Source organism: Paraburkholderia podalyriae, assembly GCF_014397785.1.
Lineage (GTDB): Bacteria > Pseudomonadota > Gammaproteobacteria > Burkholderiales > Burkholderiaceae > Paraburkholderia > Paraburkholderia podalyriae.
On sequence record NZ_VZQQ01000014.1, the window covers coordinates 174,647 to 201,216 of the forward strand.

Genomic DNA, 26,570 nt, shown 5'->3' on the forward strand with positions numbered 1-26,570 from the left:
TTAAGCTAAACGCCTAGTGGAGTTGGGTGTAAGCATTTAACATACGTAAGCCCTCCAGAACAATTAGGATAATATAATAATACGAATCAATGTTAACCCGAGTTTTTGGCATTCAAGGAGACATTGAATGGACGTGCTGGTCGTCGAAGATAATGAGGTGGTCGCGGACAGTCTGGCTTTCCTGCTTGACTGCTATGGTCACCGCGCCACCGTGGTGGAAGACGGAGAAAGCGCGCTCTCGCTGCTGTGCTGCCGCGCTTTCGAACTGGTCCTGCTGGACGAGAACCTGCCCGGAATCAAAGGAAGTGCTGTCGCACTGTCGATTGTCAATACGCCTTTCGCTGACCGGCCCTTCATGGTCTCCATGACTGGAGACAGTGAGGATGGCGGACTCACGCGGCTTTTCGATGTCTGTCTGCAGAAGCCGTTCTGCCTCGAGGCACTTTTGCAGGTGATTGAAGATGCTCAAGGCTGTGGTGATGCGAGCGCTCGCCTGGCCGCCTAGGCTGGCAGTGCTTGCTGTCTGATGCAGTTGCCCCAAGGCAGAGCTATACGCAAGCCAGGGTTGTGCTCGTCCGGATGGTCTGGACGACCTTTTGTCGTATATGTGCAACGGCAAACGTGAATATTTATTTATTGGTTGGCGCCACTGCACACGCGAAGGAATAGTTGTTCTCGCAACTATAACGCCAACCACAGTGGCATCCGGCGTGCCGGCGAAAAGCCAACATGGCGTCATGAGGCCGTCATGACAAATACGTAGATTCGGCCGGCACCGAAATAACCGGTGTTGAATTGCAAAAAATATATCTGAGGGACGTTAGTTAAGATGAATCCACATACCCAAAGTATCGGTCATCTCGAGCGCAGTGTCGGCAATGACCGCCTGACGCGCGCCCTGGCCGCACGCCTCGACAGGGCATTGACACGCGCCGGCATCAGTTCGGCACGCGCAGCGAAGTGGCTGGGTGTGAGCGAATATGACGTGCAATATTGGCGACGCGGAATCACCGTGCCGCCGCTGAACGCTTGTACGCGCCTCGCCGCCGTCCTCCATCTCGATGTTCACTGGCTTTGCACGGGGCAGCCTCCGGTCGCCTGATTCGCAGTTCGCGGGAAACGCGGGCCAGGGGAGTTTGTGCTCCGTGGATTCCCGTACGTTCTGAAGTTCGCAGCCCGGTACTGGGCCGGTCGCGCACATCGACGACCGATGTGACTCGCGAAGACAGTGTCAGCGTGGTGAGACTCTTCCTCCTGATTCGCGCGCTGTGAAATCCAGCAAACGCGAATGCGACATTAAACTTTTGTGGAATGAATATGGCAACCGGAACAGTAAAGTGGTTTAACGACGCCAAGGGCTTCGGCTTTATCACGCCGGACGACGGCGGAGAAGACCTGTTCGCCCACTTCTCTGAGGTTCAGGGCAGCGGCTTCAAATCATTGCAGGAGAATCAGAAGGTCAGCTTCGACGTGAAGCAGGGGCCGAAGGGCAAGCAGGCTGCCAACATCAAGCCGCTGTAACAAGCCCGACGCTTGCCTCGTCGCGATGAATGGGACGTTACGCGGCCCGTTTTGCAAAACGTACGGACAACCAGCTGGAGACCGGCATGTGCGATGTGCCGCATATCGAACCCTCGTCCTACCAGGGTACCCGCAAGACGTTGCGCTTTCTCGCACGCGACGCCCGAAATCCTGGCGCAGCCCTGGTTTACTGGCTGGGTGTGAGAGAACCTTCATTGGAGTCCAGCTTCTTCCACGCCATGCAGAAGTACGGTCCGCTGATGCAGCTGGTTCTGCCCGATGAACGTCCAGGCGTCTTCGTGAAACGGGACGCCGTTCAAAAAGTCCAGGATTCCGGAGTTGTAAAGCGACTCGTTTTCAAGGACGAGTCATCGCTCGACGTTCGATATGACGGGCCGTGCCGCGACCTCTTTAACGAGTGAATGACGCTGGCGTGCCTCTGTTGTCGCGGGAGACGGATAGCGTCCGTGAATACGGCAACGGAACGGTGATGCGACTTCGCAGCTAGCGGCGCCATTGTTCCAGGCGAGCCTTCGCTGCACGGCTGGACATGACCATCAAGCGCGCAAAGGTTACTTCCAGTCGGGTGGCCAGGTCGGTCGGCGTACCGGAACGCGACGTGACCCTTTGGCGCGCCGGAGTTATCGTTCCGAAGAGTACGGATTGTGCGCGCCTGTCTGACCTTCCCGACGTGGACGTCGCCTGGCTATGCGCAGGCCAGGCGTAGACCACAGCATGTCATGACAGCTCTCATCGGACGCGAACTCACAAGTTGTTCGGCTTGTCCCGATTCACCGCCGCGCCGGAACCGCGTGCCGGGGCCCTGCCATTAACCGGCATCACGGTCGAAATGGCATGTTTGTAGACAAGTTGCACGCCTGCGTCAGACTCCAGCAGCACTGCAAACTGGTCAAAGCCGGCCAGTTGGCCACCCAGTCTGATACCGTTCACGAGGAACACGTTTACGGTGGTCTTGTCCTTTGCGAGCGTCTGCAGAAAATCGTCCTGTACGCATGGGCGTGCGGTCATGTTCTGGGTCAGAGCGATAGGTCCTTTGATTGTACGGACGATACCTGAAGCCGCGAGCCAGTCGAGCGGAAGTGTGTTACCGCGACTCGAGGGCATCGAGGCATGCCTGCTCCGTATCGTCCGGATGCAGGTGGCGGTATGCGTCGAACAATTGTGAGCACAGGGTTGCCAATGCAGTGAGATTCACAGCCTGGTCTGCATACTCGACCTCGCCTGCGTTAAGGACGTCGTCGAGGACGGGAGCCAGGCGACGCAGTTGCCGGAAAGTGGCGGCGTCAAGTTTCATATCGGAACTCCTCAGCGCGCAGAGCGCAACCCTAAACTGACTGCGCCCAAGGCGCTGCCCGGTCCCGCCAACTTGCGGGCGTCCCAGTTCAGTTAAGCACCCGCTTCGGCCTCCGACGGACACGAATCTCCGATGACGGCTCATGTGACTCGCGGTGCTGGACGTCGTGTGGCAAGGCGGCCTCGGTGGTGCCTTCCGTTGCTGCCAGGCGCATTGTATTCCGGGTCGCGACCGCCCTCAGCACCGCGCAGGTGCGGGCGCGGTTGACGCCACCCAATGTCCTTTCAGCACGTCGTGTCCTGGCTCTCATCGGCTTCCTCCTGCCGCACCGCACAGCGAACCTGAGAAACTACTTGAATACTAGACGGCAAGGCCTCCAGGAACAAGGAAACTGACAGCCCGCAGTGTACGGCTGCCGACCCTCGATAACGGCTGCTGGCCGAGCTGTAATTGTGCACTGCACAGCACGAAAGAAGTGTTACATGTTGTTAAACCACAGGGAGAGGGTATACGCTTAAACAATTGCCTGCGAGACATCCATGGCCACGCCCATCCTGCTGGACCGCAACGGACTGCTTGCCGCATGGCATCGCCTTGTCGCGACCGCGCAACATGCCATGCGCGACCGGTACGAGTTGAACGGGTTCGGCGAGGTGGTGGCGAATGGTTGCCCATCGGGGACGCGCCAGCTGGCCTTCACCGACATTTACTGTCAGCTGGCCGAACAGATGGGTCATCTGGCCGCCATGGCAGTGCCCGTGGTGACGCCGTCGTTTGGTATCAGGGTCCCGGACGTGGTATGGATGGCGCCCGAAAAATGGGAAGGTCTTGATGGGGACACCCCCGTGCCGTTTGTACCCGACCTTTGCGTAGAAGTGCTGCTCGATAGCGACCGGCAGCGCGAGATGGACCGTAGGGTCGGGTCGTATCTGGAAGGCGGCGCGAAGGAGGTGATTGTGGTCAGACAGAATGGGGGACTTGAATTTTGGGGAGCCGAGGGCCGACGCCAGGCTTCCGCGTTCGCGATAGGACTCTCGGTCGAGCCCCTCTATTGCCAGGTCAGTGCGTCGGTCAGCACCAGCGGCAGCCAGGTCTGCGACGATATACACCATCGAGTTGCGGAAATGACCTCGGCTCGAGATGTCAGCCATGACTTGGTGCAGTGGGAGGCCAAGCAGGCCAACCCTGCGCCGCTGCTGAATCGCGCGACATCGGCGCAGTCATAATCCGTGTGCGTCGACTCATCCTGATGTCGGGCCGGGGTACGTGTGGCAACCACGCGGGCGCAGAGCTGTCGTTCCTCGATGCGGACTTGCGCTTTGCAGCCATGGTCAACTCCAACCGCTGCGGCGTCCATCCGCATTTCTTGCTCGTGACGGGCCGCTATGGGACGTATTGTTGCTGAAGCCCGCCCCTATGGGCCGGTTGATAAAGGCGATTCATAATCTGCTCGACAACGGCTCGGCGTGGTGCCCCCAATCTACTCCGCTTCTGCAAAAGCTAATGTGGAATCGATGAACGTCTCGTTGGCGCCTGGCCGCCAGCGTGTCGGCGTTTCGCTGTGCAATCGAACATGGCTTCCCCATTGGAAATTGGCCCGCATCCTGGCGGGACTATGGCAACGCGCGTTGCTACTTCAAGCGACGCGTGGCACGCAGGCCGGCCTATGATGAAATCATTGAGGTGCGGAAACCGTGCCTCCTAACCCAGAGGAGCGAGAATCATGGCCAAGCAAGACACCGAATCCAGCGTCTACAGCGTCACGGAAATTATCGGCACCAGCCCAACCTCCTGGGAGGATGCGGCGAAAAATGCTGTGGAAATTGCAGCGAACTCGCTGCGTGATTTGCGAGTCGCCGAAGTCTGCAAGCTCGACATGAGGGTCGATAGCGGCAAGGTCGTTGAATACCGGGCGCGAGTATCTTTGTCGTTCAAGTACGAAGCATGAAACGGCGACCCCGAACCACGGCAGAGAAGAGGCTTCCGACACTGCAAGTTTGCGGCATCGAGCTTGTACGGCAGTTGCGGACGGCGCAACTCCCAGAATGCTCACGCTAGTGTGCAGTTCAGCCGGGCGGTATGACTGCGTCGCAGCGGGCTTCGGTCCGTCCTGCGCCCCTTGTCGCTGCGAGCTGGCGGGACGCGCTCGCCTTCAACGCACGTAAATTCGACCACGTTCGTCGCATCGCAGAGAGCGCAGTCCATCCGGGCCCGGCTACTGTCGCGCTACGGTCAAACCGCCGCTGGCCGATGGGGCAGGAGTATTTTTTACATTGGCGCCTGCAGCGCTACAGCCACTCGCACGTGCGAAGAGCGTTCGGGCAACCACGGTCCGTGCCAGACTGAGACGGTGAGTCGCCGACGACCAGCGACATCAAGCAGGCGCCTTGCTACCATCGACTAGCCGTAATTAGCCTGCCCGCCCGGGCCACTTTCTTTAAGGAGGTTGAGATGGACGTGCCAGTCACTGAAGAACAAATCCGAACACTTGCTTTCTATCTGTGGGAGAAGGACGGCTCTCCCGAAGGACGCGCGGACGAGTACTGGGAGAAGGCTCGACAGCAGTTGGGTGCGGACCAGTCACCGGCAGCATCTGAGGGCGACACAGTAGCCTGAGCGGCGCGCGCCAAAGGCAATGCGGGCGCCAGAGCAAGGGTCCTCACGCGCCTGGCTGGTTTCCATTCCGGTCAAACTGTATTCGGCCACCGAGAGTGCCTCAGGGGTAGGCTTCAATCTCCTGACGCCAGAAGGCGGTCGGGTAAAGCAGCAGTACATATCGGAGGCCACTGGCGCGGTCGTCGCACGCGCGGATATGAAAAAGGGATACGAGTTTGAAAAGGGGCAGTTCGTCGTCTTCGCTGCGGACGAGCTGAAGGCGCTTGAAGAGGGTGCTACGCATGTTGTAGAAATCGTCTCGTTCGTCCCAGAAAAGTCGGTGGACCCGCTCTACTACGATAAGGCGTATTTCATCGCTCCCGACAAACGCGGCGGCAAACCCTATAGTCTGCTGCAACAGGCCATGCGAGAGAGCGAACGTTGCGCGCTGGCAAAATGGTCGTACAAGGGAAAGACCCGAGTCGTTCAGATAAGGCCGGCTGAAGACGGGATGGTCTTCCAGCAACTGTTGTTTGCCGATGAAGTGCGCGCGCTGAGCGATTTGCATATTGAGCCGGTCACTGTCAGTGATACGGAGTTGAAGCTCGCGCTTCAAATCATCGACCAGGTATCAGAAGACGCATATGACCCGACTGCGTACGAAGACGAAGAAAAGAAGCGGATTCTCGAAGCCATCGACCGGAAAATCGCAGGCAAACAGATTGTGTCGCCGGAGGCGCCAGTTGAGGAATCTGGCGGCCAGGTGATTGACTTGATGGAAGCACTGCGTGCAAGTCTTAGCGCCAGCAAGGCGAAACGGGCCCCTCCTGCCAAAACGGCCGCAAAAGCGGCCGCTCCGAAGAAGGCTCCCGTCGATGACGTCGAAGCGCTATCAGCCAAACCTCGGCGCCCTGTCAAACGAGCCGCTCCGAGAGTCGACGTCAAAGAAGCACCGCCGGCAAAGGTTCGAGCTCGCAAGTGAACAGACGAAATCTGTCATACGACTATTCGTTGCGAAGCCTCCAGTCGCTGCTGGGCGTCTCGCGCAGAGTTCTGGCCGGACTGATAGACGCGGGCTTCGTCCATCCCTCGCGCGGCCGGCGCAACGAACTCCGGTTCTCGTTTCAGGATGTCGTGGTCCTGCGCACAGCGTTTCAGTTGCAATCAGCCAAAGTCTCAACACGGAAGATTCTGAGGGCGCTTGCGAAGCTGAAAGCCGAACTTCCTGACGAGCTTCCACTGTCTGGAATTCGAATCACATCGGTAGGCGAGACGGTGGCTGTCAGGTCAGGACAGGCCCAATGGGACGTTGCCTCGGGCCAGCATCTGCTCGACTTCGAGGTGGCGCCTATTCGAGGTGATGTCGCGTTCCTCGACGCGGCACCGCGAAACCGGGCGAATCGGGAACAGCAGGCGGAGGAATGGTTCGCACTTGCCGAACAACTCACCGGAACCGATGCAATTGGCGCGGAGCAGGCGTACCGGAAAGTGCTGCAGCTCGCGCCATCGCCGCACTACCATGCATATATCAATCTGGGCGTATTACTGTGCGAGGCAGAAACGCACTGCGATGAGGCATTGTCCGTTTTTGATGGGGCGTTAGAGCACTTCCCGGATGACGCGTTACTGCACTTCAACCGCGCGGTCGTTCTCGAAGAGTTGAAACGTTACGACGCTGCAGCGACGGCCTATCAGCGATGCATAGAACTTGACCCGACGCATGCCGATGCTCACTTCAACCTCGCCCGGCTGAGCGAGATTCGTGGTGACAAACAAGGTCTCGTTCGGCACCTTAGTGCTTACCGCCGGCTGGTTGGCTGAACTCGGCCTACCGAAGGGTACATGGTCTTCGCTGTGTGACCATAGCCTGATGACGCCGCAGCAGCCGTCTGCGGTGCGACAAGTCGAGCATCAGGATAACCGCCGGGCTTGGGAGACACCGTCGCTGGAGTGGAGTTGCCACCGGGACACGTCATCTAACGTGAGTAAGTCGACTTTCGGGAAAAAGCTCCTACTTTGGGGAGGTCTGTTCGACTCCCAGCACCACCCACTTCCCATTTTGTTGTTGGTAGAGCGTTGCCGATGCTGTTTTCAGGTCCCCCTGCTCATTGAAGGCAATGGTCCCTGTTACGCCATCGAATGAAATCGCGTGCAGTGAACTCAGGTACGTCCTCGGGTCCGTCGAGTCAGCCTTCTTCATGGCGTTCATCATCGCCCAAGCCGCGTCATAAGCGAGCGGGGCGAACTGCACAATACCCGTTCCAAACCGCGCCTTCATCGTCGCGTCTAGCTCTGCGGCACGCGGCATCCGGCCAAGCGGCGCCCCGTACTCCCAGCTATACATGCCTTGTCCACTCTGTCCGACCAGATGGAGGAAAGTGTCATTCGTGAAGCCGCCTTCCCCCATGTATTTGGCTTTAATTCCAAGCTGGTGAATCTGCTTGGCCACACCGGCGGCCTGGATGTCCTGGCCCACATAGAAAATCAGGTCAGGGTTGAGCCCTTTGATTGTGGTCAAGACGGCTCGGAAGTCTATAGACTTGGTCGTTGTGTATTGCCATGAGGCCAGTTTCGCTCCCGCATTCTGGACGGCCTTCACATACTCGGTGGCGAGATTGGTTCCATAGTCGGTGCTGTCGTCAATCACCGCCACGCGCTTTGCTCCCAGTTGCCTCACCGAATAATTAGCCGCAAGAACGGCCATCTGGTCGTCGTTGCTGATTGTTCGGAAAGTAGTTTCGAAGCCTTGCGCCGTGTACGACGGGGAGCTCGAGGCCGGAGAAATCTGCGGAATGCCAGCCCTGCGATACACCGCCGAAGCGGCGATAGAGCATCCTGAGTTGTGGTGACCGATGACCCCGCTAACACCTTCGTCCACGAAACGCTGCGCGACGAGCACAGCCGTTTTGGGGTCGCCAGCGTCATCCTGGCCGTCAACCTCAAATCGAATCTTCTGACCTCCAATCACGAGACCTTGGGCATTCGCTTCTTCGAAGGCAAGTCGTGCAGCATTCTCCTCGTCCTTACCGTATGAAGCCGAAAACCCGGACAAAGGCGCGACAACGCCAATCTTGACGATTTTTACGTCCTCGGCTCGCGCTCGATGCGCGAGGGCGACGCACATGGATAGAAGAGTGAGCGTCATCACGATTCGACGGAGCATCAATCCTCCAGGTGGACAAAGTTTTCTAAAGCGAATCGGCCAGGCAACGAGCAGCCGCTCGAAAGGTTTTCATCTGCACCGCCCGGCCCGCGTGAATTACCGTTGGACAGACAGCGCAGATGGCGAAGCGCCTAAGCGACTCTCCTACTTTGCAACCGGCATTGCAAACTCGGCACCTTTACCGATGCTGTCAGGCCACCGCTGCATGACGCTCTTATATCGCGTGTAGAAGCGAATCCCTTCTTCGCCATAAGCGTGATGGTCGCCGAAGAGCGAACGCTTCCAGCCGCCGAAGGAGTGCCATGCCATCGGAACAGGAATCGGCACGTTCACGCCGACCATGCCGACTTGAATCTGGCGCGCGAAAGCCCGAGCTACTCCGCCATCTGACGTGTACAGAGAAACGCCATTGCCGAACTCGTGGGCGTTAATCAGCTTCACCGCGCTGGCGAAGTCCGGCACACGGACGACAGCGAGGACAGGGCCGAAAATCTCTTCCTTGTAGATTTTCATATCTGTTCGCACGTCGTCAAACAGCGTGCCGCCGATGAAGAAGCCGTTTTCCGAGGAGACCGGATGGTCCCGGCCGTCAACGATGAGCTTGGCACCTTCGGCCTCGCCGGACTCGATGTAGCCGGAGACCTTCGCCTTGTGTTCCACCGTGACGAGCGGCCCCATCTCGGCATCGAGATTTTCGCCGTTCTTGATGACAAGAGATTTCACACGGGGACCAAGTTTCTCGATGAGCTGGTCGCCCGTGTTGCCGACTGCAACTGCCACCGAGATGGCCATGCAGCGCTCGCCAGCCGAACCGTAGGCCGCGCCAATCAGAGCATCGACCGCCTGGTCGAGGTCGGCGTCGGGCATGACGACCAGGTGATTCTTGGCGCCACCGAGCGCCTGCACCCGCTTGCCACGCTTCGAAGCTTCCGTGTGAATGTACTCCGCAATCGGCGTCGAGCCGACGAAGGAGATTGCCGCCACGTCGGGATGCTCGATGAGCGCATCGACCGCAACCTTGTCACCATTCACGACATTGAAGACACCGTCGGGAAGCCCTGCTTCCTTCAGCAACTCGGCAAGACGCAGCGACGCGGACGGGTCGCGCTCCGAGGGTTTCAGGATGAAAGTGTTCCCGCACGCGAGGGCGACCGGGAACATCCACATCGGGACCATCACCGGGAAGTTGAACGGCGTGATGCCTGCCACGACACCCAGCGGTTGACGCAGATTCCAGTTGTCGATGCCGCCGCCAATCTGGTCCGTGAAGTCCGTCTTCAGCAGGTTCGGAATGCCGCAAGCGAATTCGACGACTTCGATGCCGCGAATGACTTCGCCCTGCGCGTCAGTGAAGACCTTTCCATGCTCGCGCGTGATGAGCATCGCCAGTTCGTCGTGATGCTTGTTCAGCAGCTCCTTGAACTTGAACAAGATTCGTGCGCGCTTGAGCGGCGCCATCTCGCTCCAGTTCGGGAACGCCGCGTTCGCAGCTTCCACCGCCCGGTTGACTTCCTCGACCGAGGCAAGTGCGACAGAGCCCGCTACGTCGCCAGTCGCGGGGTTGAAAACGTCCTTGAATCGGTCGCTCGACGGTGCAACCACCTGACCGTTGATGAAGTGGCTGACCTGCTTCACCGAAAGACTCGCCTTCTCGCTTGCAACATTCATTTCAGAACTCCGGATTCGTGCCCGGCCATCTCGGCTGGGCGATTAAGGTCAGGCCACGTCGCGCAAGGCGTCACGCACCGTCGAGAAAATCTGGTCAATCTGCTGCTCGTTCACGATGAGCGGCGGCGAGAAGGCCAGGATGTCACCCGTGTAACGGACCAGAACACCCGCCTCGAAACACTTGAGGAAGACCTCGTATGCGCGGGCGCCGACGGCGCCGGGACGCGATTCGAGTTCGATACCCGCAACCAGACCCAGATTGCGAATGTCCTTCACATGCCGTGAGTTCTGGAGCTCATGTGCCGCGTCCTCGAAAACGCCAGACAGCTCTTTCGCACGTTCGAACAGTCGGTCGCGCTTATAGATGTCGAGCGTGGCGACGGCCGCCGCCGTCGCCGCCGGGTGCGCCGTGTAGGTGTAGCCGTGAAAGAACTCGATAGCGTTCTCGGCTCCAGCGTTCACAACCGTGTCGTGTACGGTGCGGCTAGCAGCCACCGCACCCATCGGGATTGCCGCGTTGTTGATAGCTTTGGCCATCGTGATAATGTCCGGCACGACGTTGAAATACTCACTTGCGGTAGGCGCGCCAAGGCGACCGAATGCAGTAATCACTTCATCGAAAATCAGCAGGATGCCGTGCTTTGTGCACAGTTCGCGCAGGCGCTGGAGGTAGCCCTTCGGCGGTACCAGCACACCCGTGGAACCGGCGAGCGGTTCGACGATGACGGCGGCGATGGTCGAGGCATCGTGCAGCGTGACGAGTCGTTCGAGTTCGTCGGCCAAATGCGCACCCCAAGTCGGCTGGCCTCGCGTGAACGCCGACTCTGCGAGGTTATGCGTGTGTGCGAGATGGTCCACATGCGGCATCAGATTGCCGGAGAACATCTTGCGGTTGGGTAGGATGCCGCCGACGGAAATACCGCCGAAGCCGACACCGTGATAGCCACGTTCGCGCCCGATGAAGCGAGTCCGTTGCCCTTCGCCGCGAGCACGGTGATAGGCGAGCGCCATTTTCAGCGCCGTGTCGACAGACTCGGAACCGGAATTGGTGAAGAAGATGCGGTCGAGACCTGCCGGCATGAAATCGGCGACCTTGGTGGCTGCTTCGAACGCAAGCGGATGGCCCAACTGAAACGTCGGCGCGTAGTCCATCGTTTCGAGCTGCTGGCTCACCGCCTGTGTGATTTCTGAGCGACCATGGCCCGCGTTCACACACCAAAGACCCGCCGTCGCATCGAGCACGGCGCGGTTGTCCACCGTCGTGTAGTGCATGCCTTTGGCAGACTTGAACAGTCGAGGTGCTGCCTTGAACTGACGGTTTGCCGTGAAAGGCATCCAGAAGTTCGACATGTTCAGATTGATTTGATTCGAGCTCATATGTTGACTCCGGGAATGTGAAGTCAACTTTAACGAGTTTGCCGGCTACAATCACTGGACAGCCTGCAACCAGCAGTCAGACCGTGCTGATTTTCTTCTCCGAACTGTATTGGAAATGTTCAAGCTGAACCTGTCACGCTCGCGCAAGAACGAAGGCACATTGGTCGACCAGATTGTGTCGTCAATCGAGCAGGAACTGAGGCAGGGAACATACCCGGCTGGCACGACGTTGCCCTCCGTCCGAGGCCTTGCGAAGACTCACAACCTCAGCACATACACGGTATCTGAAGCCTATCAACGGCTCGTTTCGCTGGGGCTCGTAGTGGCACGCGCGGGAGCAGGCTATCGCGTCGCGACGCCCGCAGCCAAAGCGCCCGCGGCACCGTCATTCAGTGCGCCGAGTCTTAATAGAGCGTGGCTACTTTCCGATGTGTTCGCCGACAAGACAGTACCCATCAAAGCGGGCTGTGGCTGGATACCAAACGACTGGATAAACGAGAGCGGCGTGCAACACGCTCTGCGCGTTGTCAGCCGGGTACCTGGGTCGCGCATCGGCGGGTATGGCCACCCATACGGCCTTTCGACTTTGCGCGAGCACGTGGCGAGCTCACTGCGCAGATACTCACTTCCCGTTGGCAGCGACGATGTCCTGCTTACGCAGGGAGTGACCCAGGCGCTGGACCTTGTTGTCCGCACGTTGCTCAGGCCTGGCGACACGGTCGTTGTCGAAGACCCGTGCTACTGCAATTTGCTCGAAATCCTCAAAGTAGCGTTCGTGAACGTCGTCAGCGTTGCGCGCACGCCTGATGGCATCGACACCGCGCAGTTCGAAGAAGTCGTGAAGACGCATCGTCCGAAAGTCATGTTCGTCAATACGGTGCTGCAGAACCCGTCCGGTACATCGCTCAGCGCTTCGTCGGCATTCCGCCTGCTGCAGATTGCGGACAGGGAAGGCATGTACGTTGTGGAGGACGACATCTCCCGAGAACTCGCTCCTCCCGGGATGCCGTGTCTGGCCGCAATGGAGGGGCTTCAGCGCGTCATCTATCTCTCGGGATTCTCGAAGACCATCACACCAGCGATGCGCGTTGGCTACATCGCTGCGAAGCGCGAGTTGTTGTCACGTTTTGCTCTCACGAAGATGGCCGTTGGCCTGACCTCATCTGAAGTCACGGAGCGCGCCGTGGCGAGCGTGCTCATTGACGGACACTATGACCGACACATTGCGCACATACGCGAACGACTGTTCAACGCCCACGCGAAGGTGACTCAGTCCATGTCCGAGGCCGGCCTGGAGATTTTTCATACACCGAATGCAGGGCTGTTCCTGTGGGCAAAGCTGCCCATTCAGCCGGAAGACAGCATCGCCATTACAAACGATGCCTTGAGCAAGGGAATCTGGTTGGCGCCTGGTTCCTACTTCCGGCCGAGCGAACACGCTTCGGAGTGGTTCAGGTTTAATGCCGCAACATCCGATATACCGGAACTGTGGACGTTCCTCCGGAAACTGAGACGCAGCCGGACCTGAAGGAGGAGCGGGCACCGAGGTCTCGGTGACCCACCGTGAGCCATTAAGAAACCGCCATCGATTCGGTCATATTCTGACGCATGTAGTCCAGGAACCGCTGCTGGAACAACATCGTGTGTTCATGCGCGAGTTTTTCTGCCGTATTGGCATCCTTGCGCTCAATCGCGTCGATAAGGTCGGCGTGGTCCCGTCCTAGCTTCGTCGCCGTCGGTGATGTGACAGTGAAATCAAAGTGAAGGTGTGAGAGCCGCTGTCCTTCACCAAGCAGCCGCTCGTAGTACCCGATGAAGTAGGGATTATTCGCTGCATGTGCTATGGCAACGTGCAACGCCTTGTTCGTCTCGGTCATTGACTGATAGTCGCCGCTCTCAACCGCTTGCATATACTCGTCATCCGCCTTACGGATTCGCACAAGGTCCGCCTGCGTGCGGTGCAGCGCTGCCAGACGGGTCACTGCCCGTTGAATAAGGTCAAGAGCGGAGATGTACTTCGGGAATTCTTCAATTTCGAAGGGCGTGACGAGCGTCGTCCGGTTCGGAAGAATCGTAACGAGACCCTCGCTGATAAGGCGGGCGAGCGCGTCGCGAACGGGCGAACGGGAAAGGCCAAACTGTGCGGCGAGCGACACCTCGTCGAGCGGCGAGCCTGGCTTGAGTTGTAGCGTCAGAATCTGCTTGCGCAGTTCCTCGTAGATATACCGTCCGCCGTGGCGGCGGCCGCCTGCCTCTGTCTCCGTCGTCGTCTTGCTCATGGTTCCACCGCTGTCATCGTAAGCCCGGAAAGACGGGCGCGCATTCAAGTTTATCATCGTGCGCGCTCCGCCTCAGACCGCCGGAAAACCGGAGCCCCACGTGTCGCTCAGCATGAATCCGGCGGACAATGGGTCATCGGGGTCAACCCCAATCTGCTGGATTCCATAAAGCCAGGCTCGCCCCTGAATGCGCGGAAGAATTGCCGCGCGACCTCCAACTTCGGTCTTGCCGAGCAGTTCCACATTGAACTCGCCACCGATTGTCGAGCGCGACTTCAACCGGCTTCCGATGTCGGCCAATCCTCTGGCCGCCAGTGTCGCCAGATTGGCGGAGCTGCCCGTACCGCACGGGGACCGGTCGACTCGTCCAGGCGGCAACGTCGTGCACGTCTGATAGAGCTCGGAGCTGACGCGATTTCGGAACATGACGTACGCGACCTCGTTTATCTCCGGGAAAAGCGGATGTTGAATCCGAATCCGGCCGTTGATGATGTCTTTGATACGGATGCCAAGCTCAGCAAGTGCTCGAGCATTCTCCGGCGCAATAGTCAGCCTCACCTGGTCAACATCGACGAGCGCGTAGTACACCCCGCCGAAAGCAACATCCGCTTTGATTCTCCCGAGTTGTGGAACTTCGAATTCGAATTCCAGTAGTTCGACAAAGGAAGGCACCATGTCGAGCGAGACCCCCGTGCAGCGTCCATCCTCGCAGGTCGCGCGCGCAGTCACCAGTCCCGCAGGCGTATCGAGAACAACAGTCGTCTCCGGCTCCTGCATCTCGACCAGGCCGAGCTCGAGCAACGCCGTGACCACGCAAATTGCATTGCTGCCGGACATCGGATGGGCTTTGTCCGCCTGCAGGACGATAAACCCGGCATGCGCCTCCGGACGCGTCGGCGGCAGCAGCAGATTGACTGACATCTGAAGGCAACCGCGCGGTTCGAGCACAACCAGTCGGCGAAGACTATCGTCGACCTCGTTGATGTAGTTCATCTTGTCGAGCATCGTCGCACCGGGGATTCCCAAAACTCCCCCGGTGATGACTTTGCCAACCTCGCCTTCACAGTGCACATCCACGAGTTGAAGCGTCTTTTTCCAGCGCATGATGGACCCGCCTTACTTGATGTACCAGCCCCAGGGCTTATCGCCGTCATACCGCGTGATTTGCTTCGTTTCCAGATAATTGTTCAAGCCCCACACGCCGAGCTCTCGCCCGATGCCGCTCTGCTTGTACCCGCCCCAAGGCGCTTCAGTGAACGTGGGCTGCGAGCAGTTAATCCAGACGATGCCGGCGCGCAGCGCCCGTGCGACTCGCTCACAGCGTTCGTTGTCGCGCGACATGACGGCGGCAGCGAGCCCGAAACGGGAGTTGTTGGCAGAGCGCACCGCTTCGTTTTCTTCGTCGAACGGCCGGATGCAGACGACCGGTCCAAAAATCTCTTCGTTCCAGACCCAGCTCTCTTCAGGGACGTCGGCAAAGACGACGGGCTCCATGAAGTAACCTTTGTCGAGGCGTGCAGGACGGTCACCACCCGTCACCAATCGCGCCCCGTCTTCCTCGCCACGCGCAACCGCCGCGAGCACTTTCTCGTACTGTCCCTTGCTGACAATGGGGCCGAGCAGGACGCCGTCTTCAAGGCCGTTACCGATTTTGATTTTGCGCGTTTCCTCTTTCAGCCGCTGAAGGAGACGGTCGTAGATGCCACGCTGAACGAGTACCCGCGATGTAGCCGAGCAGACTTCTCCCTGATTCCAGAAGATGCCGAACATTATCCATTCGACGGCAGCGTCGATGTCGCTATCATCAAATACGATGAAGGGGGACTTGCCGCCCAGCTCGAGGCTGATGTTCTTGATGTCGCGCGCAGCGGCCTGCATGATGCGGCTGCCGGTCGGCATGCTTCCCGTGAACGCCAGCTTGTCGATGCCCTGATGCTCGCTCATTGGCGCGCCCACATCACTTCCAGGGCCAGTCAGAATGTTCAACACACCGGGCGGAAGGTCCGCCTCGGCCGCGATACTGCCCAGCTCAAGGGCCGTCAGGGACGTCATCTCTGACGGCTTCAGAATCATCGTACATCCGGCGGCCAGCGCGGGGGCGACTTTCCATGCTGCCATCAGCATCGGGAAGTTCCACGGAATAATAGCGCCGGCAACGCCGACCGGCTCCTTGCGTGCCACTGAACTGAAACGGTCGTCGGAGAGCGTCACGGGCGTCTCAGCGTTCTCGTCAAGCTTCTCTGCGAGCCCAGCGTAGAACTCGAAGCAGCCTGCTGCGTCACCCAGGTCCCAAAGCGCTTCGGGAAGCGGCTTGCCGTTGTCGCGGACTTCGATTTCGGCAAGTTCCTGGATTCGGTCGCGGATACCGTTGCCGATGCGTCGAAGCACGACGCCACGTTCTGCTCCGCTCATCCTCGGCCACGGACCCTCATCGAATGCTTTTCGGGCCGCCTTGACGGCGAGGTCGACGTCTTCTGCAGTTGCGGAGGCGACTTTGGCAATCACCTGCTCGGTACTGGGGTCGACAGTTTCGAAGGTTCCCTTGTTGACAGGCGCCACCCAACGACCGTCGATGAAAAGCTGTTCGTACGATTTCATAATAAGTCTCGTCAAGAAAAACGATAGGCACTGAATGGCGTAAGGCTCTGCTTGGTCGGGCGACCAGCAACCATGTCGGCAATCAGTCGACCTGTGGTAGCGCCGAGCGTCAGACCGAGCTGCCCGTGGCCGAACGCCATGAAGACGTTTCCAAGCCTGCGAGAACGGTCGATGATGGGCTTCGTGTCAGGCAGGAAGGGTCGATAGCCAACACCGTATTCCACGTCGGCGGTTTTAAGTTCCGGCAGAACCCGTTTGGCCCTTTCGAGGATGATTTCCGCGCGCCCAAAGTTCGGTTTCGCGCCGTCGCCTGCGAATTCGATAGTGCCGCCAATCTGCAGGCCGCGAGTCATGGGAGTGAAGCAGAAACCGCCATCCGCGTAGATGGTCGAGTGACGAAATTCCACACCCGGGTTTTTGACGACAGCCTGGTAGCCCGCGATGCCCTTGAGCGGCACGCTTACCCCCAGCGAATTGAAGAACCGCCGCGCACCCGTACCAGCAGCAACAACGACGTGCTGCGCCGCAACGCTCTGGCCGTTTGCAAGCTCGACGCCGACAGCGCGGCCGTTCGATTCGACAATGCGATTGGCCTCAGTCTGGATTCGGCGTCCGCCGTGAGCGATGAAGCTGCCGGTGAGCGCGGCGATGAAGCCTTCCGTGTCGCTGACAGCGCGCCAGTCAGGGAAAATCAGTCCGTGGGCGAACTTGCCAGCAAGCGCCGGCTCGAGGTCGCCGATTTCCTTGGCGTTCAGACGCTGTGACCTGAAGCCAAGCGACTCGCGCAGCTCCAGATGTGGCAGTTCGCGCGCAAGCCCACCTGGATTGTCGAAGACTTCCAGAATAGGACGTTCGCCCATCAGAGCTTTGTCGTCGCAGGCCTCGAGCAACGGAGCGTAGTCTGCATAGACGTCATGCGTGAGTGTCGCCATTGACTCGGCGAGGTCCACAATCTTCGAGTGCCTTGCGCACATGAGAAAGCGGCAGAACCACGGAATGATTCCAGGCAGAGCGCTTGGACGCAGCGCGAGCGGACCCTTCTGGTCCATGAGCCAGCCCGGGATTTTCATGAGGATGCCGGGCTTGGATAGCGGGATGATTTCGCTCACCGCCATCTGGCCACAACTCCACTTCGCCGTACTATTGCCCGGACTTTCCGGGTCAATGAGCGTAACCGCGTAGCCGTCGCGCTGCAGATAAAGCGCGCAGCACACGCCCACGATGCCGCCGCCTATGACGACAGCAGATTCCTGGGCAGAGGCAAGCGGGTCAAGCGAAGCATCCTCGCGAGGAACGGCGTTCAATTCACAAACTCCTTCAAGCTGAAGCCATGAGCATATGGCTGGGAGGTGTCGACATAATATTCTGCCCGCCCCGTAATCCAGGCGCGTCCTTCGACACTCGGCAACACCGCGTCCAACCCGCTCTTCAGTCTTGTTGTTGATTCCACTCGACCAGTGAAACAGCTGCCAATCAGGCTCTGGTGCCGGAACGCCTGCCCCTCCGAGAGTAGGCCGTGCGCGTACCGCTGGGCGACTCGAGCGGACGTGCCGGTGCCGCACGGTGAGCGGTCAATCAGCGTGTCGCCGGCGATGACGACCGCTCGAGCGTCGGCGTCATCGGAGACAGGCGCGCCCGTCCACATGGCATGCTTCACGCTGCGGATGCCTGGGTTATCAGGATGAACGACGTCGATTGTCGAGTTCACCGCGGTTTGCAGCTGGCGGCCCCACTCCAGCAGTTGGTCTGGAGAGAAGTGCTCGCATCCCGGGAAGTTCGGTTGCACCTCCACGATAGGATAGAAGTTGCCGCCATACGCGATGTCGACGGCAAGACGTCCGAAGTGCGGATGCTCGATTTCAATATCGCGATGAAGCAGAAAGCTGGGCACGTTCGTGAATCGAACCGACGCGACACGGTCGCCATCCATCACGTACCTGGCGTGCAGTTTGCCAGCAGGAACGTCGACGACGACCGTACCAGCCGACTTCGGTTGAATCAGACCTGCTTCGAGCGCGAACGAAATGGAGCCGATTGATGCATGTCCACACATCGGCAGGCAGCCGGATGTTTCGATGAAGACGAGACTCATATCCGCATCTGCAGACAGGGGCCGATAAAGAATGGTCCCGGACATATGCGAGTGGCCGCGCGGTTCCAGCATCAACGCGCGTCGAATCCAGTCGTGGTCTCGCACAAATAGGCCGCGGCGTTCATCCATCGTCGTACCGCTGAGCGCCGGCGCGCCGGCGACCACCATGCGCACGGGCATGCCTTCGGTATGCCCTTCGATACTCTTAAAGCTGTGCTTGCTCATCCGAATACCTTGCAAGAGTGCATTGCCGGCGGATTTCTCCGCTGGCTTCGTGTCATGCCTGAGCTGCTTCGAATACGGCGCGGAAGTCCGCCTTTTCTGCGTCGGTCAGCGGCTGCAGCGGCATGCGAGCTGAGCCGACCTTGAATCCCGCGAGTTCACAGCCGTACTTCACCTTCTGCACGAACTTGCCCGCTTCCATCGTCGCCATGACCGGGAAGAGCGAGCGCATTACGTCCTGGGCACCGCGGATGTCGCCAGCGGTGAACTTGTTGTAGAAGTCCACCACCGGCTTCACGAAGCAGTTCGCCGGGCCGCAAATCCAGCTGCTCGCGCCCCATAGGAAGAAGTCGAGCGCCTGGTCATCGGAGCCGCACGACAGCTGGTAATGGTCTCTGTACTTTTCGCCGATTTCGATGGCGCGCAGCAGATTGCCGCTGCTCTCCTTGATGCCGACGACACGGGCGTTATCCTTGAACGCGTCCAGCACGCCGAAGCCCACTTCGACGTTCGTGCGAACCGGATAGTTGTAAAGCACGACATCGACGTCGGGAACCGCTTTGAGGATGGCCTCGTAGTGACCAATCAGCTCTTCCTGCGAGGGCAGCGCATAGTACGGCGGGGCGATGAGGACGTTCTTGTAGCCCGCATCGCGGACCAGCTGAACCTGCTCGATGACTTCACGGGTGCACGAACCGTTCGCGCCACCGATGAGTGTGCCGCGGTCGCCCACGACCTCAAGAACGGTCTTCAGGATAGCGCGGCGCTCGTCGTGCGTCAGCGCGTAGTACTCACCGGTCGAGCCGAGCGGCACGAAGCCGGTTACACCCGCCTTGAGCTGGAACTCGAGAATGTTAGCCAGCACGTCGTGGTCGACAGCGCCGGCAGCATTGAACGGTGTGACGAGTGCGGGCAGGATGCCTTTCATCTGCATGTGTTTCTCCCTTTATGAAGGACGGGTTGGGTTAGTAGGCAAAGCGTTTAAGGAATCGCGACTCGACCACGCCAACCAGGCGCGTGAGGGGAAAAGCGACGAGGAAGTAAATAATCGCGACCGTCGTCAGGAACTCGACCGGCTTTGCTGTGCTGCTCGAGATGTTCTGTCCGACGAACATGAGGTCCGCGACGCCAACCGACGAGATGAGCGCACTTTCCTTGAACAGACTGACGACGTTCGAGAGAAGCGGCGGAATCGCGCGCAGCAGTGCTTGGGGGAAAATAACGTAAAGAATTTTCGCTTGCGGCGAAAGACTCAATGCGATACAGGCGTCGTGCTGTTCACTGGAGATAGACTTCAACGCGCCGCGGAACGTCTCGCTAGTGATAGCTGCCATGTACAGCGTCAGGGAAATCACAACCGAAACATACGGCGGTATCGGAAGGCGGAAAACGACCGGAAAGCAAAAGAACACCCAGAACAGCTGGATGAGCAGCGGCGTGCCTCGGAAAAACTCCACGTACAGCGTTGTCGCGCCCTTAATGAATCGGTTGGGTGACATACGAAGCAGGCTTAGCACGAAGCCGGCGAGGCTTCCGATAACCGCGCAGCTGCTCGTAAATGCAAGGGTGAGCCCCAGTCCTTTGAGCAAGACAAGCCAATAAGGAAGAACAGCTGAAAAATCTAGATGCATGGTCTTCTCCTCAACGCTTGACCGCAAGGTCCTGACGACGCTCAATCACATGCACAAATTTTGCGATGGGCAGGGACAGAGCGAAGTAGATGAGAGCAACAACCGTGTAGGTTTCGAGCGGCCGGTAGGCTTCGGTCGCAAGGCTCTTGCCGACGTACATAAGGTCGGCGACCGCAACGATGGCAACGAGCGCGCTCTGCTGCAGACTGCCAATGCCGTTTGTCATGAGAACCGGCATCGAGCTGCGAAGTGCTTGAGGCAACACCACATACATGGTGCGCTGCCACGGCTTGAGGCCCAAAGCGACAGATGCGTCAAGGTGCTCCTTGGGGACCGCCTGAACGCCTGCACGGTAGGCTTCAGCGTTGAACGCAGTCAAATTGAGACCAAGCGCGAGCACGCCCATCAGGATTGGGTCGATGAACACGTCGACCATCATCGGGATGCAGTAAAAGAACCAGACGATTTGCAGGAGCGCAGGCGTGCAGCGGAAAAACTCAATGAAGAGCTGCGCTGGCCAGCGTACGGCGACCCATCTGCTCATGGCCATGAGGCAGAGCAGGAAGCCAAGCACGAGACCCATGATGTTCGAGGCTACGGCGAGCTCGATGGTGACCTTGAGGCCTTCGAGCAAGGCGCCGAAACTGCCTTCAAGGAAGCGGAAGTCGAAGTGATAGTTCATGTCGGACCTCAGTCGAGATGCAGCACTTTCTCGAGGAATTCGCGGGTGCGAGCTTCCTTGGGGCACTTGAACATTTCGGCGGGAGCGCCTTGTTCGACGATTTTTCCGCTCGCACAGAAAACCACGCGCGTGGCGATGTCGCGCGCAAAGTGCATGTCGTGCGTCACGATAATCATCGCCATCTTCTGTTCGGCAAGCTGAAGCATCACGTTTTGCACTTCGATGACCATCTCGGGGTCAAGGGCGGAGGTGACTTCATCGAACAACATCAGCTTCGGCTCGAGCATCAGGGCACGCGCAATGGCAACTCGCTGCTTCTGGCCGCCGGAGAGCTGACTCGGGTATGCGTGGAGCTTGCTTTCAAGGCCGAGCCGGGCCAGATACGTGCGAGCCCGCTCGGTCGCTTCTGCTTTTGTGATGCCGCTGACCTTCGTCGGGGCGAGGGTGAGGTTGCCCAGGACGGACAGGTGCGGGAACAGCGTGTAGTGCTGGAACACCATGCCAATCTGTTTCTGCAGCTTGGCATCGATGCGCTTCGACTTGCCCGAGTCGGCTCCGTAGATGTACGGCTTGCCCTGAAAGCCAATCTCGCCGCCCTGGACGCCTTCCAGCCCCATCATCACGCGAAGCAGCGAGCTCTTGCCGCTACCGCTCGGTCCAATGATGACGAGCCGGTCATCGGCGCGCATGTCAAGGTTCATGTGGTCCATGACGACCAGATTCGGACCGTAGGACTTGTAGACGTCTCGAAACTGTACGAAATCACCGAAGGTCGCGTTGGCACAGCCAACTGCAACTGGCGGCTCATCCTGCTGAGCAATCATGGCTTGGGAAGAAAGCATGGAATCTCTCCAGCTGACGCGCCCGCAGGCACGTGATGTGTGATTCGAAAATCAGCGGCTGGCGACAGTGCCGAACCGCATGCGAAATCGGCTAATACGGCTTGCGCTCGAGCGTTGAGACCCTTAGGAGCCTTGGTAGCCACGGGCTTCCCATGCAGTGCGCAGACATGTGTGTTTCAATGTGTGCAAGTGTGTACACATACTAGAAGCCCGGAATTGCGCCTGTCAACGCCTAACTTGTTGTTTCAGGGAAATCACTGAGAAGCCGATTGGAAGACGCTTGGGACGAACCAAAAGAAGCTCGAGCGAAGCCGAATCTGACTATCGCCGCCTACGAACGAAGTAACCGTTTGACACTGCCCTCCATCCGCGCCCGGAACGTAGGCAAGTCGACGACGGCGCGCGTTCTATCGCCGTCTGTGACATAGTCGGAATTTTCAGTAAGCACGGCAAACTGCCTCGTGGAGCATGAAGCATCGTGTTGTTCTATCCCGTCAAGCTTGCAAAGGTCAGATTGACGGGAGCCCTTCTGAATATCCTCGGAACAGCGCACCCATTGGGGCGTGCCGCGTCAACAGGTGCATCACTTGTTTGTGACAAGCATTGCCTGGACAGAGGTTTTGATGAGGCGGTTGACGGCGCCCGACTTGACCTGTTCGTCGACATACTTGTTAAGGACGGCGACGTCGGCAGCAGGCGTTTCCTTCCTGAGGCCGAATGCGACTTCCTGCTGGGCGAGCGGCGGAGTCGGCTGGATGGTGGACGCCCATTCCGGGTGCGCCTCGGTAAGCAGCATGTTTGTGATGTTGGCATCTGCGAGCAGGTCCGCGCGCTTGGACATTAGTGCGAGGCGCGTCTCATCGTTACCCGGCAGACGCATGATTGTCGCTTGCTTGAAAGCGGCAGAGATAGCCTTGTCCTGCGCTGTTCCTGACATGACAGCGACTGTCACACCGGGCTTGTCGATTTCGGCTATGGTGCGAGCGGCCTTTGGAACCTTTGGATTGTTCTTGTTGTAGACGAAGGAGACGTTGTAGTCCGTTGCGGGCGTCGAGAACGAAATGGCTTTCTCCCGTTCCGGCGTGTCGTTCAACGCCATCGACAGGTCCCACTTGTCAGACTGCAGGCCGGCGACGATGTTGTCCCACGTGGTGTCGACGAACTCGACTTTCACCTTCAGCACGTTCTGTCCAAAGCTGCGACAGAGTTCCGAGAAAAAGCCGCTATATTCGCCGGTTTTCGGGTCGCGCATGACGTAGGGAGGAGCCACGGCCGCGCCGCAACGGAGAACACCAGCCTTTTTCACATTTTGCCAGGCACCGGTGTCTTCGGCGTGAGCCGGGGCACCAGCAGCGACAAAACCGGTTACCGCCAGGCACGTCAGAACGCGCCGAGTGAAGCGAGACAGCAGAACCATAATCAGCTCCCGAAGTATGGATAAGCCTGTTGGAAAAATCCTGATTTTTCGCCACACAGTCCTGCGCATCTCTATGTGTGCAGCGATGTACACAGTCTATGAAGTCAAAATCTGGGCTGTCAACTAGGCACTTGTCCCTAGGCGAAAATGCAGCGGTCGCTTCAAACCTCGCTGCGGCAACGGTGACAAGGCGTTCAGCGAACTGAACACTCCGTCGCCTTCATCCGGAAGTTGATTCATCCAAAAAGTTGGCATCGAATGGTTTCTTAAACTACCAACTCGTAGCTAGCATGCAGTCAATCACTGCATACATCATTGTGTGCAGTTGGCGTCAACTGTGATGCCCGGAGCGGATGCTATGCGGGTCGTCGTATTGGGAAGTGGAGTTGTGGGTGTGACGAGCGCGTTTTACCTCGCACGCGCGGGGCATGCGGTCACCGTCATCGACCGCGAACACGGACCTGCGCTGGAAACGAGCTTCGCGAACGCAGGGCAGATTTCGCCAGGCTACGCAGCACCGTGGGCGGCTCCGGGTGTACCCCTGAAAGCGGTGAAGTGGATGTTTCAGAAGCACGCCCCGCTCGCGATTCGTCCGGACGACGAGGACAAGCAATTCCAGCTCCAGTGGATGTGGCAGATGCTCCAGAACTGCAATGCGGAGCGCTATGCCATTAACAAGAATCGCATGGTCAGGCTTGCGGAATACAGCCGCGATTGCCTGAAGGCGCTCCGAGCAGAAACCGGCATCCAGTACGAAGGACGCACTGGCGGCACGTTGCAGGTTTTCCGTACGCAGCAGCAGTTCGACGGCGCGGCGAAGGACATTGCCGTGCTTAAAGAAGCCAATGTCCCCTACGAGTTGCTGACTCAGGGTGAGCTTGCTAGAGCCGAACCGGCTCTTGCCGCCACCTCACACAAGTTGACCGGCGGCTTGCGTTTACCGGGCGATGAGACCGGCGACTGCCAGTTGTTCACGACTCGGCTCGCGGCGTTAGCTGAGCAAGCTGGCGTCACCTTTCGGTACAACACGCAAGTCGAGGGCCTTGTCGTGGAGGGCGGTAAAGTCGTCGGCGTCCGCCATGGTGCCAAGCTCATTCACGCCGATGTGTTTGTCGTAGCGTTCGGCTCATATTCGACGAACTTCCTCTCAAACATTGTCAAGATTCCGGTTTATCCGCTCAAGGGCTACTCCATCACCGCCCCCATCATCGAAGAGCGATGCGCACCGGTCTCAACCGTCCTCGATGAAACGTACAAAATTGCTATCACCCGATTCGACAAGCGCATCCGTGTTGGTGGTATGGCCGAAATCGTGGGGTTCGACAAGCGTCTTCGCGAAGCTCGGCGCGAAACCTTGGAAATGTGCGTGAACGACCTTTTCCCGGGCGGCGGCGATACCTCGAAGGCTACATTCTGGACTGGGCTGCGACCCATGACGCCTGACGGCACACCGATTGTGGGCGGCACCTCGGTCGCGAACCTCTATCTGAATACGGGCCATGGCACGCTCGGCTGGACGATGTCGTGTGGTTCTGCGCAGCTGCTCGCGGATTTAGTTTCAGGAAAGCAGCCGGCGATTCGACACGACGACCTCAACGTTTCTCGCTACGCGAGCGAGTCGCCGGCTCCGGCTGACTTCAATTTGAACTGAGCCTTGCATGGGTCCGTGGTTGAACCGGACGCGACGCGCCAACTCCGTCGCTCAGCTCGCGACGGTGAACGCTACCGTTTCAACAAGTCTTCGAAGGGAGCGCTATGCCCCGCCCAATTCATGCATTCGTCCATCCGGACGCTGTGAGACACAACCTCGAGGTCGTTCGTCAGAGAGCTCCGACATTTCGTGTCTCGGCCGTTGTGAAGGCGAACGCCTACGGACACGGAATTGAACGAATCTTTCCTGCGCTGGAAACTGCGGACGGCATCGCGCTCCTTGACCTCGACGAAGCGGTACACGTCCGACAGCTCGGCTGGAGGAAGCCGGTTCTTCTTCTCGAAGGAATCTTCAACCAGAGCGACGTGAAAACAGCTGAAGAGTTCGGTCTGACTGTGGCCGCGCATTGTGACGAGCAACGCGAACTGATTGTGTCAACAAAGCCGAAGCGGCCGTTTGACATCTATCTGAAGATGAACTCCGGCATGAACCGGCTCGGATTAGCAGCGTGACTTGATGTGCATCTCATCGTCGACAACTATGCGACTCACAAGCATCCGAAGCGCAAAGCATGAGCGGGTCATTGAGGGTCCGGATGGGCCAAGCCCACCTCCTCGAAAATCAACTCGTATTTCTCAGCGCCGACGACGTTCAGGTACTCGTGCCTCATCAAGATGAGCGCCTGCGCCGTTCTGGAAATCACCCCGTAGACTTCCAACAGTTCGGCGTGCTCCAGAGCCTCTCCCAAAGTCAGGGCCACGTCAGTCTCCTTATTGCAGTTGAACAGCCACCAAGTCGTTGACGAACGCGGGCCGGGCGGAGGCGAACTCCATCAGGTTGAGGAAGCCCTTGCTGACCGCAAACTCTTCCAGCGCATCCTTGCCGCTGTCAGCCTTGATGCGGCCATAACTTTCGACCATCTTCAGGTCGGTAATCAAGTACACCATCTCCACCTCATTCCGTCGGGGGATGCCCCGAGTGGCCCTGCGTACGTTTGCTCGAGGGACGAGGCGGGTTCACGCAGCGGATAAGTCGCACACCGCCGGGGCGTTGTCCTCTCAAGGTTTCGTTCGAAGAGCACGTAGCGTCGCTTAAATCAATCTTAAACAACGCCAACAGTACGAACGCCTTGCCGGGACAGCGATTCGTAAGCGCACGCTGCCGCGACAACCGCCGCCGTAACCAGGTGTGGTGAATAACCGTTGACGGGCGGGAGGTTCGGTTGATGTGGTTCGCCAAGAAGTAAGGGTGGCGGTTACGCGCCGGTCCTGGTTATCGAAGACGGCCATCGTGATTGTCGCGTATTGACTTACTGACGCACCCCGACGAACCAAGGCGCCTGCTCTCTCAGGCTCTTTGCATTTCAGCGCCAGGTCGCGGAACGCCTCACCCCCGGCGGTCGGTCAAACTCCCCCGGGTATGGTCACTTCAAACTCCCCCACCTGACGACCGTCGGCTGAGCCACTAAAGCTGCCGGGAGAGGTGTTGCAGGACGTCTATCTTCGTCTCCTTCGAAC

27 protein-coding genes and 1 pseudogene are annotated in these 26,570 nt (G+C 58.8%); 11 read left to right on the plus strand and 17 right to left on the minus strand.

The features are described 5' to 3' along the window. Positions 1–127: 127 nt before the first annotated feature. The 3 genes from F6X42_RS18785 (at position 128) to F6X42_RS18795 (ending at position 1,943) form a co-directional block, all read left to right on the plus strand. On the plus strand, positions 128–505 hold the full coding sequence (locus F6X42_RS18785) for a response regulator (protein ID WP_187635654.1): 378 nt from the start codon (positions 128–130) through the stop codon (positions 503–505). 812 nt (positions 506–1,317) lie between these two features. Beyond that, positions 1,318–1,521, plus strand: a complete 204-nt coding sequence (locus F6X42_RS18790) for a cold-shock protein (RefSeq protein ID WP_187635655.1) — start codon at positions 1,318–1,320, stop codon at positions 1,519–1,521. 29 nt (positions 1,522–1,550) lie between these two features. Then, positions 1,551–1,943 carry a hypothetical protein gene (locus F6X42_RS18795; RefSeq protein ID WP_246530137.1) on the plus strand — a complete coding sequence of 131 codons (393 nt, stop codon included), beginning with the start codon at positions 1,551–1,553 and terminating at the stop codon, positions 1,941–1,943. Between the two features lie 343 nt (positions 1,944–2,286). Here the strand turns inward: F6X42_RS18795 and hfq are convergent, their stop codons facing one another. Further along, the gene (hfq, locus tag F6X42_RS18800; protein WP_187635656.1) at positions 2,287–2,550 is read right to left on the minus strand and encodes an RNA chaperone Hfq; all 264 of its coding nucleotides are present in this window, start codon (positions 2,548–2,550) and stop codon (positions 2,287–2,289) included. 76 nt (positions 2,551–2,626) lie between these two features. Continuing rightward, a complete protein-coding gene (locus tag F6X42_RS18805; protein ID WP_187635657.1) occupies positions 2,627–2,836 on the minus strand; it encodes a hypothetical protein in 210 nt (69 codons plus the stop codon). Between the two features lie 539 nt (positions 2,837–3,375). Between F6X42_RS18805 and F6X42_RS18810 the strand changes: the two genes are divergently transcribed. From F6X42_RS18810 to F6X42_RS18830, 5 genes are all read left to right on the plus strand, one after another. Beyond that, entirely contained in the window at positions 3,376–4,062 is a 687-nt protein-coding gene (locus F6X42_RS18810; RefSeq protein WP_187635658.1) for a Uma2 family endonuclease, read from the plus strand. A gap of 497 nt (positions 4,063–4,559) precedes the next feature. Then, complete coding sequence (locus F6X42_RS18815) at positions 4,560–4,784, plus strand: dodecin family protein (RefSeq protein ID WP_018419043.1); 225 nt, start codon at positions 4,560–4,562, stop codon at positions 4,782–4,784. Between the two features lie 503 nt (positions 4,785–5,287). After that, positions 5,288–5,452 carry a DUF2934 domain-containing protein gene (locus F6X42_RS18820; protein WP_187635659.1) on the plus strand — a complete coding sequence of 55 codons (165 nt, stop codon included), beginning with the start codon at positions 5,288–5,290 and terminating at the stop codon, positions 5,450–5,452. A 19-nt stretch (positions 5,453–5,471) separates the two neighbouring features. Further along, on the plus strand, positions 5,472–6,413 hold the full coding sequence (gene ku / locus F6X42_RS18825) for a non-homologous end joining protein Ku (RefSeq protein WP_187635660.1): 942 nt from the start codon (positions 5,472–5,474) through the stop codon (positions 6,411–6,413). Further along, a complete protein-coding gene (locus F6X42_RS18830; RefSeq protein ID WP_187635661.1) occupies positions 6,410–7,252 on the plus strand; it encodes a tetratricopeptide repeat protein in 843 nt (280 codons plus the stop codon). The genes ku and F6X42_RS18830 overlap by 4 nt, the downstream gene beginning before the upstream one ends. Before the next feature lie 190 nt (positions 7,253–7,442). Here the strand turns inward: F6X42_RS18830 and F6X42_RS18835 are convergent, their stop codons facing one another. The 3 genes from F6X42_RS18835 to aptA form a co-directional block, all read right to left on the minus strand. Next, a complete protein-coding gene (locus F6X42_RS18835) occupies positions 7,443–8,594 on the minus strand; it encodes a branched-chain amino acid ABC transporter substrate-binding protein (RefSeq protein ID WP_187635662.1) in 1,152 nt (383 codons plus the stop codon). Positions 8,595–8,738: 144 nt separating this feature from the next. Further along, positions 8,739–10,262 carry a CoA-acylating methylmalonate-semialdehyde dehydrogenase gene (locus tag F6X42_RS18840; RefSeq protein WP_187635663.1) on the minus strand — a complete coding sequence of 508 codons (1,524 nt, stop codon included), beginning with the start codon at positions 10,260–10,262 and terminating at the stop codon, positions 8,739–8,741. A gap of 48 nt (positions 10,263–10,310) precedes the next feature. After that, positions 10,311–11,639 carry an omega-aminotransferase AptA gene (gene aptA / locus F6X42_RS18845; protein WP_187635664.1) on the minus strand — a complete coding sequence of 443 codons (1,329 nt, stop codon included), beginning with the start codon at positions 11,637–11,639 and terminating at the stop codon, positions 10,311–10,313. A gap of 115 nt (positions 11,640–11,754) precedes the next feature. Between aptA and F6X42_RS18850 the strand changes: the two genes are divergently transcribed. Next, positions 11,755–13,167: an aminotransferase-like domain-containing protein gene (locus tag F6X42_RS18850; RefSeq protein WP_187635665.1), complete on the plus strand. Its 1,413-nt coding sequence runs from the start codon at positions 11,755–11,757 to the stop codon at positions 13,165–13,167. 43 nt (positions 13,168–13,210) lie between these two features. Here F6X42_RS18850 and F6X42_RS18855 read toward each other — a convergent pair whose 3' ends face one another. The 10 genes from F6X42_RS18855 to F6X42_RS18900 all read right to left on the minus strand — a co-directional run bounded on the left by F6X42_RS18855 (position 13,211) and on the right by F6X42_RS18900 (position 23,402). Continuing rightward, entirely contained in the window at positions 13,211–13,918 is a 708-nt protein-coding gene (locus F6X42_RS18855; RefSeq protein WP_187635666.1) for a GntR family transcriptional regulator, read from the minus strand. Between the two features lie 72 nt (positions 13,919–13,990). After that, on the minus strand, positions 13,991–15,022 hold the full coding sequence (locus tag F6X42_RS18860; protein ID WP_187635667.1) for a proline racemase family protein: 1,032 nt from the start codon (positions 15,020–15,022) through the stop codon (positions 13,991–13,993). A 12-nt stretch (positions 15,023–15,034) separates the two neighbouring features. Beyond that, positions 15,035–16,516 carry an aldehyde dehydrogenase family protein gene (locus tag F6X42_RS18865; protein ID WP_187635668.1) on the minus strand — a complete coding sequence of 494 codons (1,482 nt, stop codon included), beginning with the start codon at positions 16,514–16,516 and terminating at the stop codon, positions 15,035–15,037. Positions 16,517–16,527: 11 nt separating this feature from the next. Then, complete coding sequence (locus tag F6X42_RS18870) at positions 16,528–17,820, minus strand: NAD(P)/FAD-dependent oxidoreductase (protein WP_187635669.1); 1,293 nt, start codon at positions 17,818–17,820, stop codon at positions 16,528–16,530. Beyond that, entirely contained in the window at positions 17,817–18,833 is a 1,017-nt protein-coding gene (locus F6X42_RS18875) for a 4-hydroxyproline epimerase (RefSeq protein WP_187635670.1), read from the minus strand. The genes F6X42_RS18870 and F6X42_RS18875 overlap by 4 nt, the downstream gene beginning before the upstream one ends. A gap of 52 nt (positions 18,834–18,885) precedes the next feature. Then, positions 18,886–19,764, minus strand: coding sequence for a dihydrodipicolinate synthase family protein (locus tag F6X42_RS18880; RefSeq protein ID WP_187635671.1), 879 nt, complete (start codon positions 19,762–19,764; stop codon positions 18,886–18,888). A gap of 31 nt (positions 19,765–19,795) precedes the next feature. Next, positions 19,796–20,461 carry an amino acid ABC transporter permease gene (locus F6X42_RS18885; protein WP_187614086.1) on the minus strand — a complete coding sequence of 222 codons (666 nt, stop codon included), beginning with the start codon at positions 20,459–20,461 and terminating at the stop codon, positions 19,796–19,798. 10 nt (positions 20,462–20,471) lie between these two features. Further along, positions 20,472–21,143 carry an amino acid ABC transporter permease gene (locus F6X42_RS18890; RefSeq protein ID WP_187635672.1) on the minus strand — a complete coding sequence of 224 codons (672 nt, stop codon included), beginning with the start codon at positions 21,141–21,143 and terminating at the stop codon, positions 20,472–20,474. A gap of 8 nt (positions 21,144–21,151) precedes the next feature. After that, positions 21,152–21,985, minus strand: a complete 834-nt coding sequence (locus F6X42_RS18895) for an amino acid ABC transporter ATP-binding protein (RefSeq protein WP_281393995.1) — start codon at positions 21,983–21,985, stop codon at positions 21,152–21,154. Between the two features lie 583 nt (positions 21,986–22,568). Next, positions 22,569–23,402 carry a transporter substrate-binding domain-containing protein gene (locus tag F6X42_RS18900; protein WP_187635673.1) on the minus strand — a complete coding sequence of 278 codons (834 nt, stop codon included), beginning with the start codon at positions 23,400–23,402 and terminating at the stop codon, positions 22,569–22,571. Between the two features lie 358 nt (positions 23,403–23,760). Here F6X42_RS18900 and F6X42_RS18905 point away from each other — a divergent pair, with 358 nt between their 5' ends. Both F6X42_RS18905 and F6X42_RS18910 read left to right on the plus strand, forming a co-directional pair. Further along, complete coding sequence (locus F6X42_RS18905) at positions 23,761–25,053, plus strand: D-amino acid dehydrogenase (protein ID WP_187635674.1); 1,293 nt, start codon at positions 23,761–23,763, stop codon at positions 25,051–25,053. Positions 25,054–25,157: 104 nt separating this feature from the next. Further along, a pseudogene (locus F6X42_RS18910) lies at positions 25,158–25,553 on the plus strand (alanine racemase); the annotation flags it as partial. A gap of 80 nt (positions 25,554–25,633) precedes the next feature. On the opposite strand, the gene F6X42_RS18915 reads toward F6X42_RS18910, so the two are convergent. After that, positions 25,634–25,813 (minus strand): hypothetical protein, encoded by a 180-nt coding sequence (locus F6X42_RS18915; RefSeq protein WP_187635676.1) that lies wholly within the window; start codon positions 25,811–25,813, stop codon positions 25,634–25,636. Positions 25,814–25,823: 10 nt separating this feature from the next. Beyond that, complete coding sequence (locus F6X42_RS18920; protein WP_187635687.1) at positions 25,824–25,991, minus strand: hypothetical protein; 168 nt, start codon at positions 25,989–25,991, stop codon at positions 25,824–25,826. Between the last annotated feature and the right edge of the window lie 579 nt (positions 25,992–26,570).

Bases quoted from the DNA above. Each gene is read 5' to 3' on its own strand.
- F6X42_RS18785 (WP_187635654.1), top strand. From the start codon at position 128: ATGGACGTGCTGGTCGTCGAAGATAATGAGGTGGTCGCGGACAGTCTG.
- F6X42_RS18790 (WP_187635655.1), top strand. From the start codon at position 1,318: ATGGCAACCGGAACAGTAAAGTGGTTTAACGACGCCAAGGGCTTCGGC.
- F6X42_RS18795 (WP_246530137.1), top strand. From the start codon at position 1,551: ATGGGACGTTACGCGGCCCGTTTTGCAAAACGTACGGACAACCAGCTG.
- hfq (WP_187635656.1), bottom strand. From the start codon at position 2,550: ATGACCGCACGCCCATGCGTACAGGACGATTTTCTGCAGACGCTCGCA.
- F6X42_RS18805 (WP_187635657.1), bottom strand. From the start codon at position 2,836: ATGAAACTTGACGCCGCCACTTTCCGGCAACTGCGTCGCCTGGCTCCC.
- F6X42_RS18810 (WP_187635658.1), top strand. From the start codon at position 3,376: ATGGCCACGCCCATCCTGCTGGACCGCAACGGACTGCTTGCCGCATGG.
- F6X42_RS18815 (WP_018419043.1), top strand. From the start codon at position 4,560: ATGGCCAAGCAAGACACCGAATCCAGCGTCTACAGCGTCACGGAAATT.
- F6X42_RS18820 (WP_187635659.1), top strand. From the start codon at position 5,288: ATGGACGTGCCAGTCACTGAAGAACAAATCCGAACACTTGCTTTCTAT.
- ku (WP_187635660.1), top strand. From the start codon at position 5,472: ATGCGGGCGCCAGAGCAAGGGTCCTCACGCGCCTGGCTGGTTTCCATT.
- F6X42_RS18835 (WP_187635662.1), bottom strand. From the start codon at position 8,594: ATGCTCCGTCGAATCGTGATGACGCTCACTCTTCTATCCATGTGCGTC.
- F6X42_RS18840 (WP_187635663.1), bottom strand. From the start codon at position 10,262: ATGAATGTTGCAAGCGAGAAGGCGAGTCTTTCGGTGAAGCAGGTCAGC.
- aptA (WP_187635664.1), bottom strand. From the start codon at position 11,639: ATGAGCTCGAATCAAATCAATCTGAACATGTCGAACTTCTGGATGCCT.
- F6X42_RS18850 (WP_187635665.1), top strand. From the start codon at position 11,755: ATGTTCAAGCTGAACCTGTCACGCTCGCGCAAGAACGAAGGCACATTG.
- F6X42_RS18855 (WP_187635666.1), bottom strand. From the start codon at position 13,918: ATGAGCAAGACGACGACGGAGACAGAGGCAGGCGGCCGCCGCCACGGC.
- F6X42_RS18860 (WP_187635667.1), bottom strand. From the start codon at position 15,022: ATGCGCTGGAAAAAGACGCTTCAACTCGTGGATGTGCACTGTGAAGGC.
- F6X42_RS18865 (WP_187635668.1), bottom strand. From the start codon at position 16,516: ATGAAATCGTACGAACAGCTTTTCATCGACGGTCGTTGGGTGGCGCCT.
- F6X42_RS18875 (WP_187635670.1), bottom strand. From the start codon at position 18,833: ATGAGCAAGCACAGCTTTAAGAGTATCGAAGGGCATACCGAAGGCATG.
- F6X42_RS18880 (WP_187635671.1), bottom strand. From the start codon at position 19,764: ATGCAGATGAAAGGCATCCTGCCCGCACTCGTCACACCGTTCAATGCT.
- F6X42_RS18885 (WP_187614086.1), bottom strand. From the start codon at position 20,461: ATGCATCTAGATTTTTCAGCTGTTCTTCCTTATTGGCTTGTCTTGCTC.
- F6X42_RS18890 (WP_187635672.1), bottom strand. From the start codon at position 21,143: ATGAACTATCACTTCGACTTCCGCTTCCTTGAAGGCAGTTTCGGCGCC.
- F6X42_RS18895 (WP_281393995.1), bottom strand. From the start codon at position 21,985: ATGCTTTCTTCCCAAGCCATGATTGCTCAGCAGGATGAGCCGCCAGTT.
- F6X42_RS18900 (WP_187635673.1), bottom strand. From the start codon at position 23,402: ATGGTTCTGCTGTCTCGCTTCACTCGGCGCGTTCTGACGTGCCTGGCG.
- F6X42_RS18905 (WP_187635674.1), top strand. From the start codon at position 23,761: ATGCGGGTCGTCGTATTGGGAAGTGGAGTTGTGGGTGTGACGAGCGCG.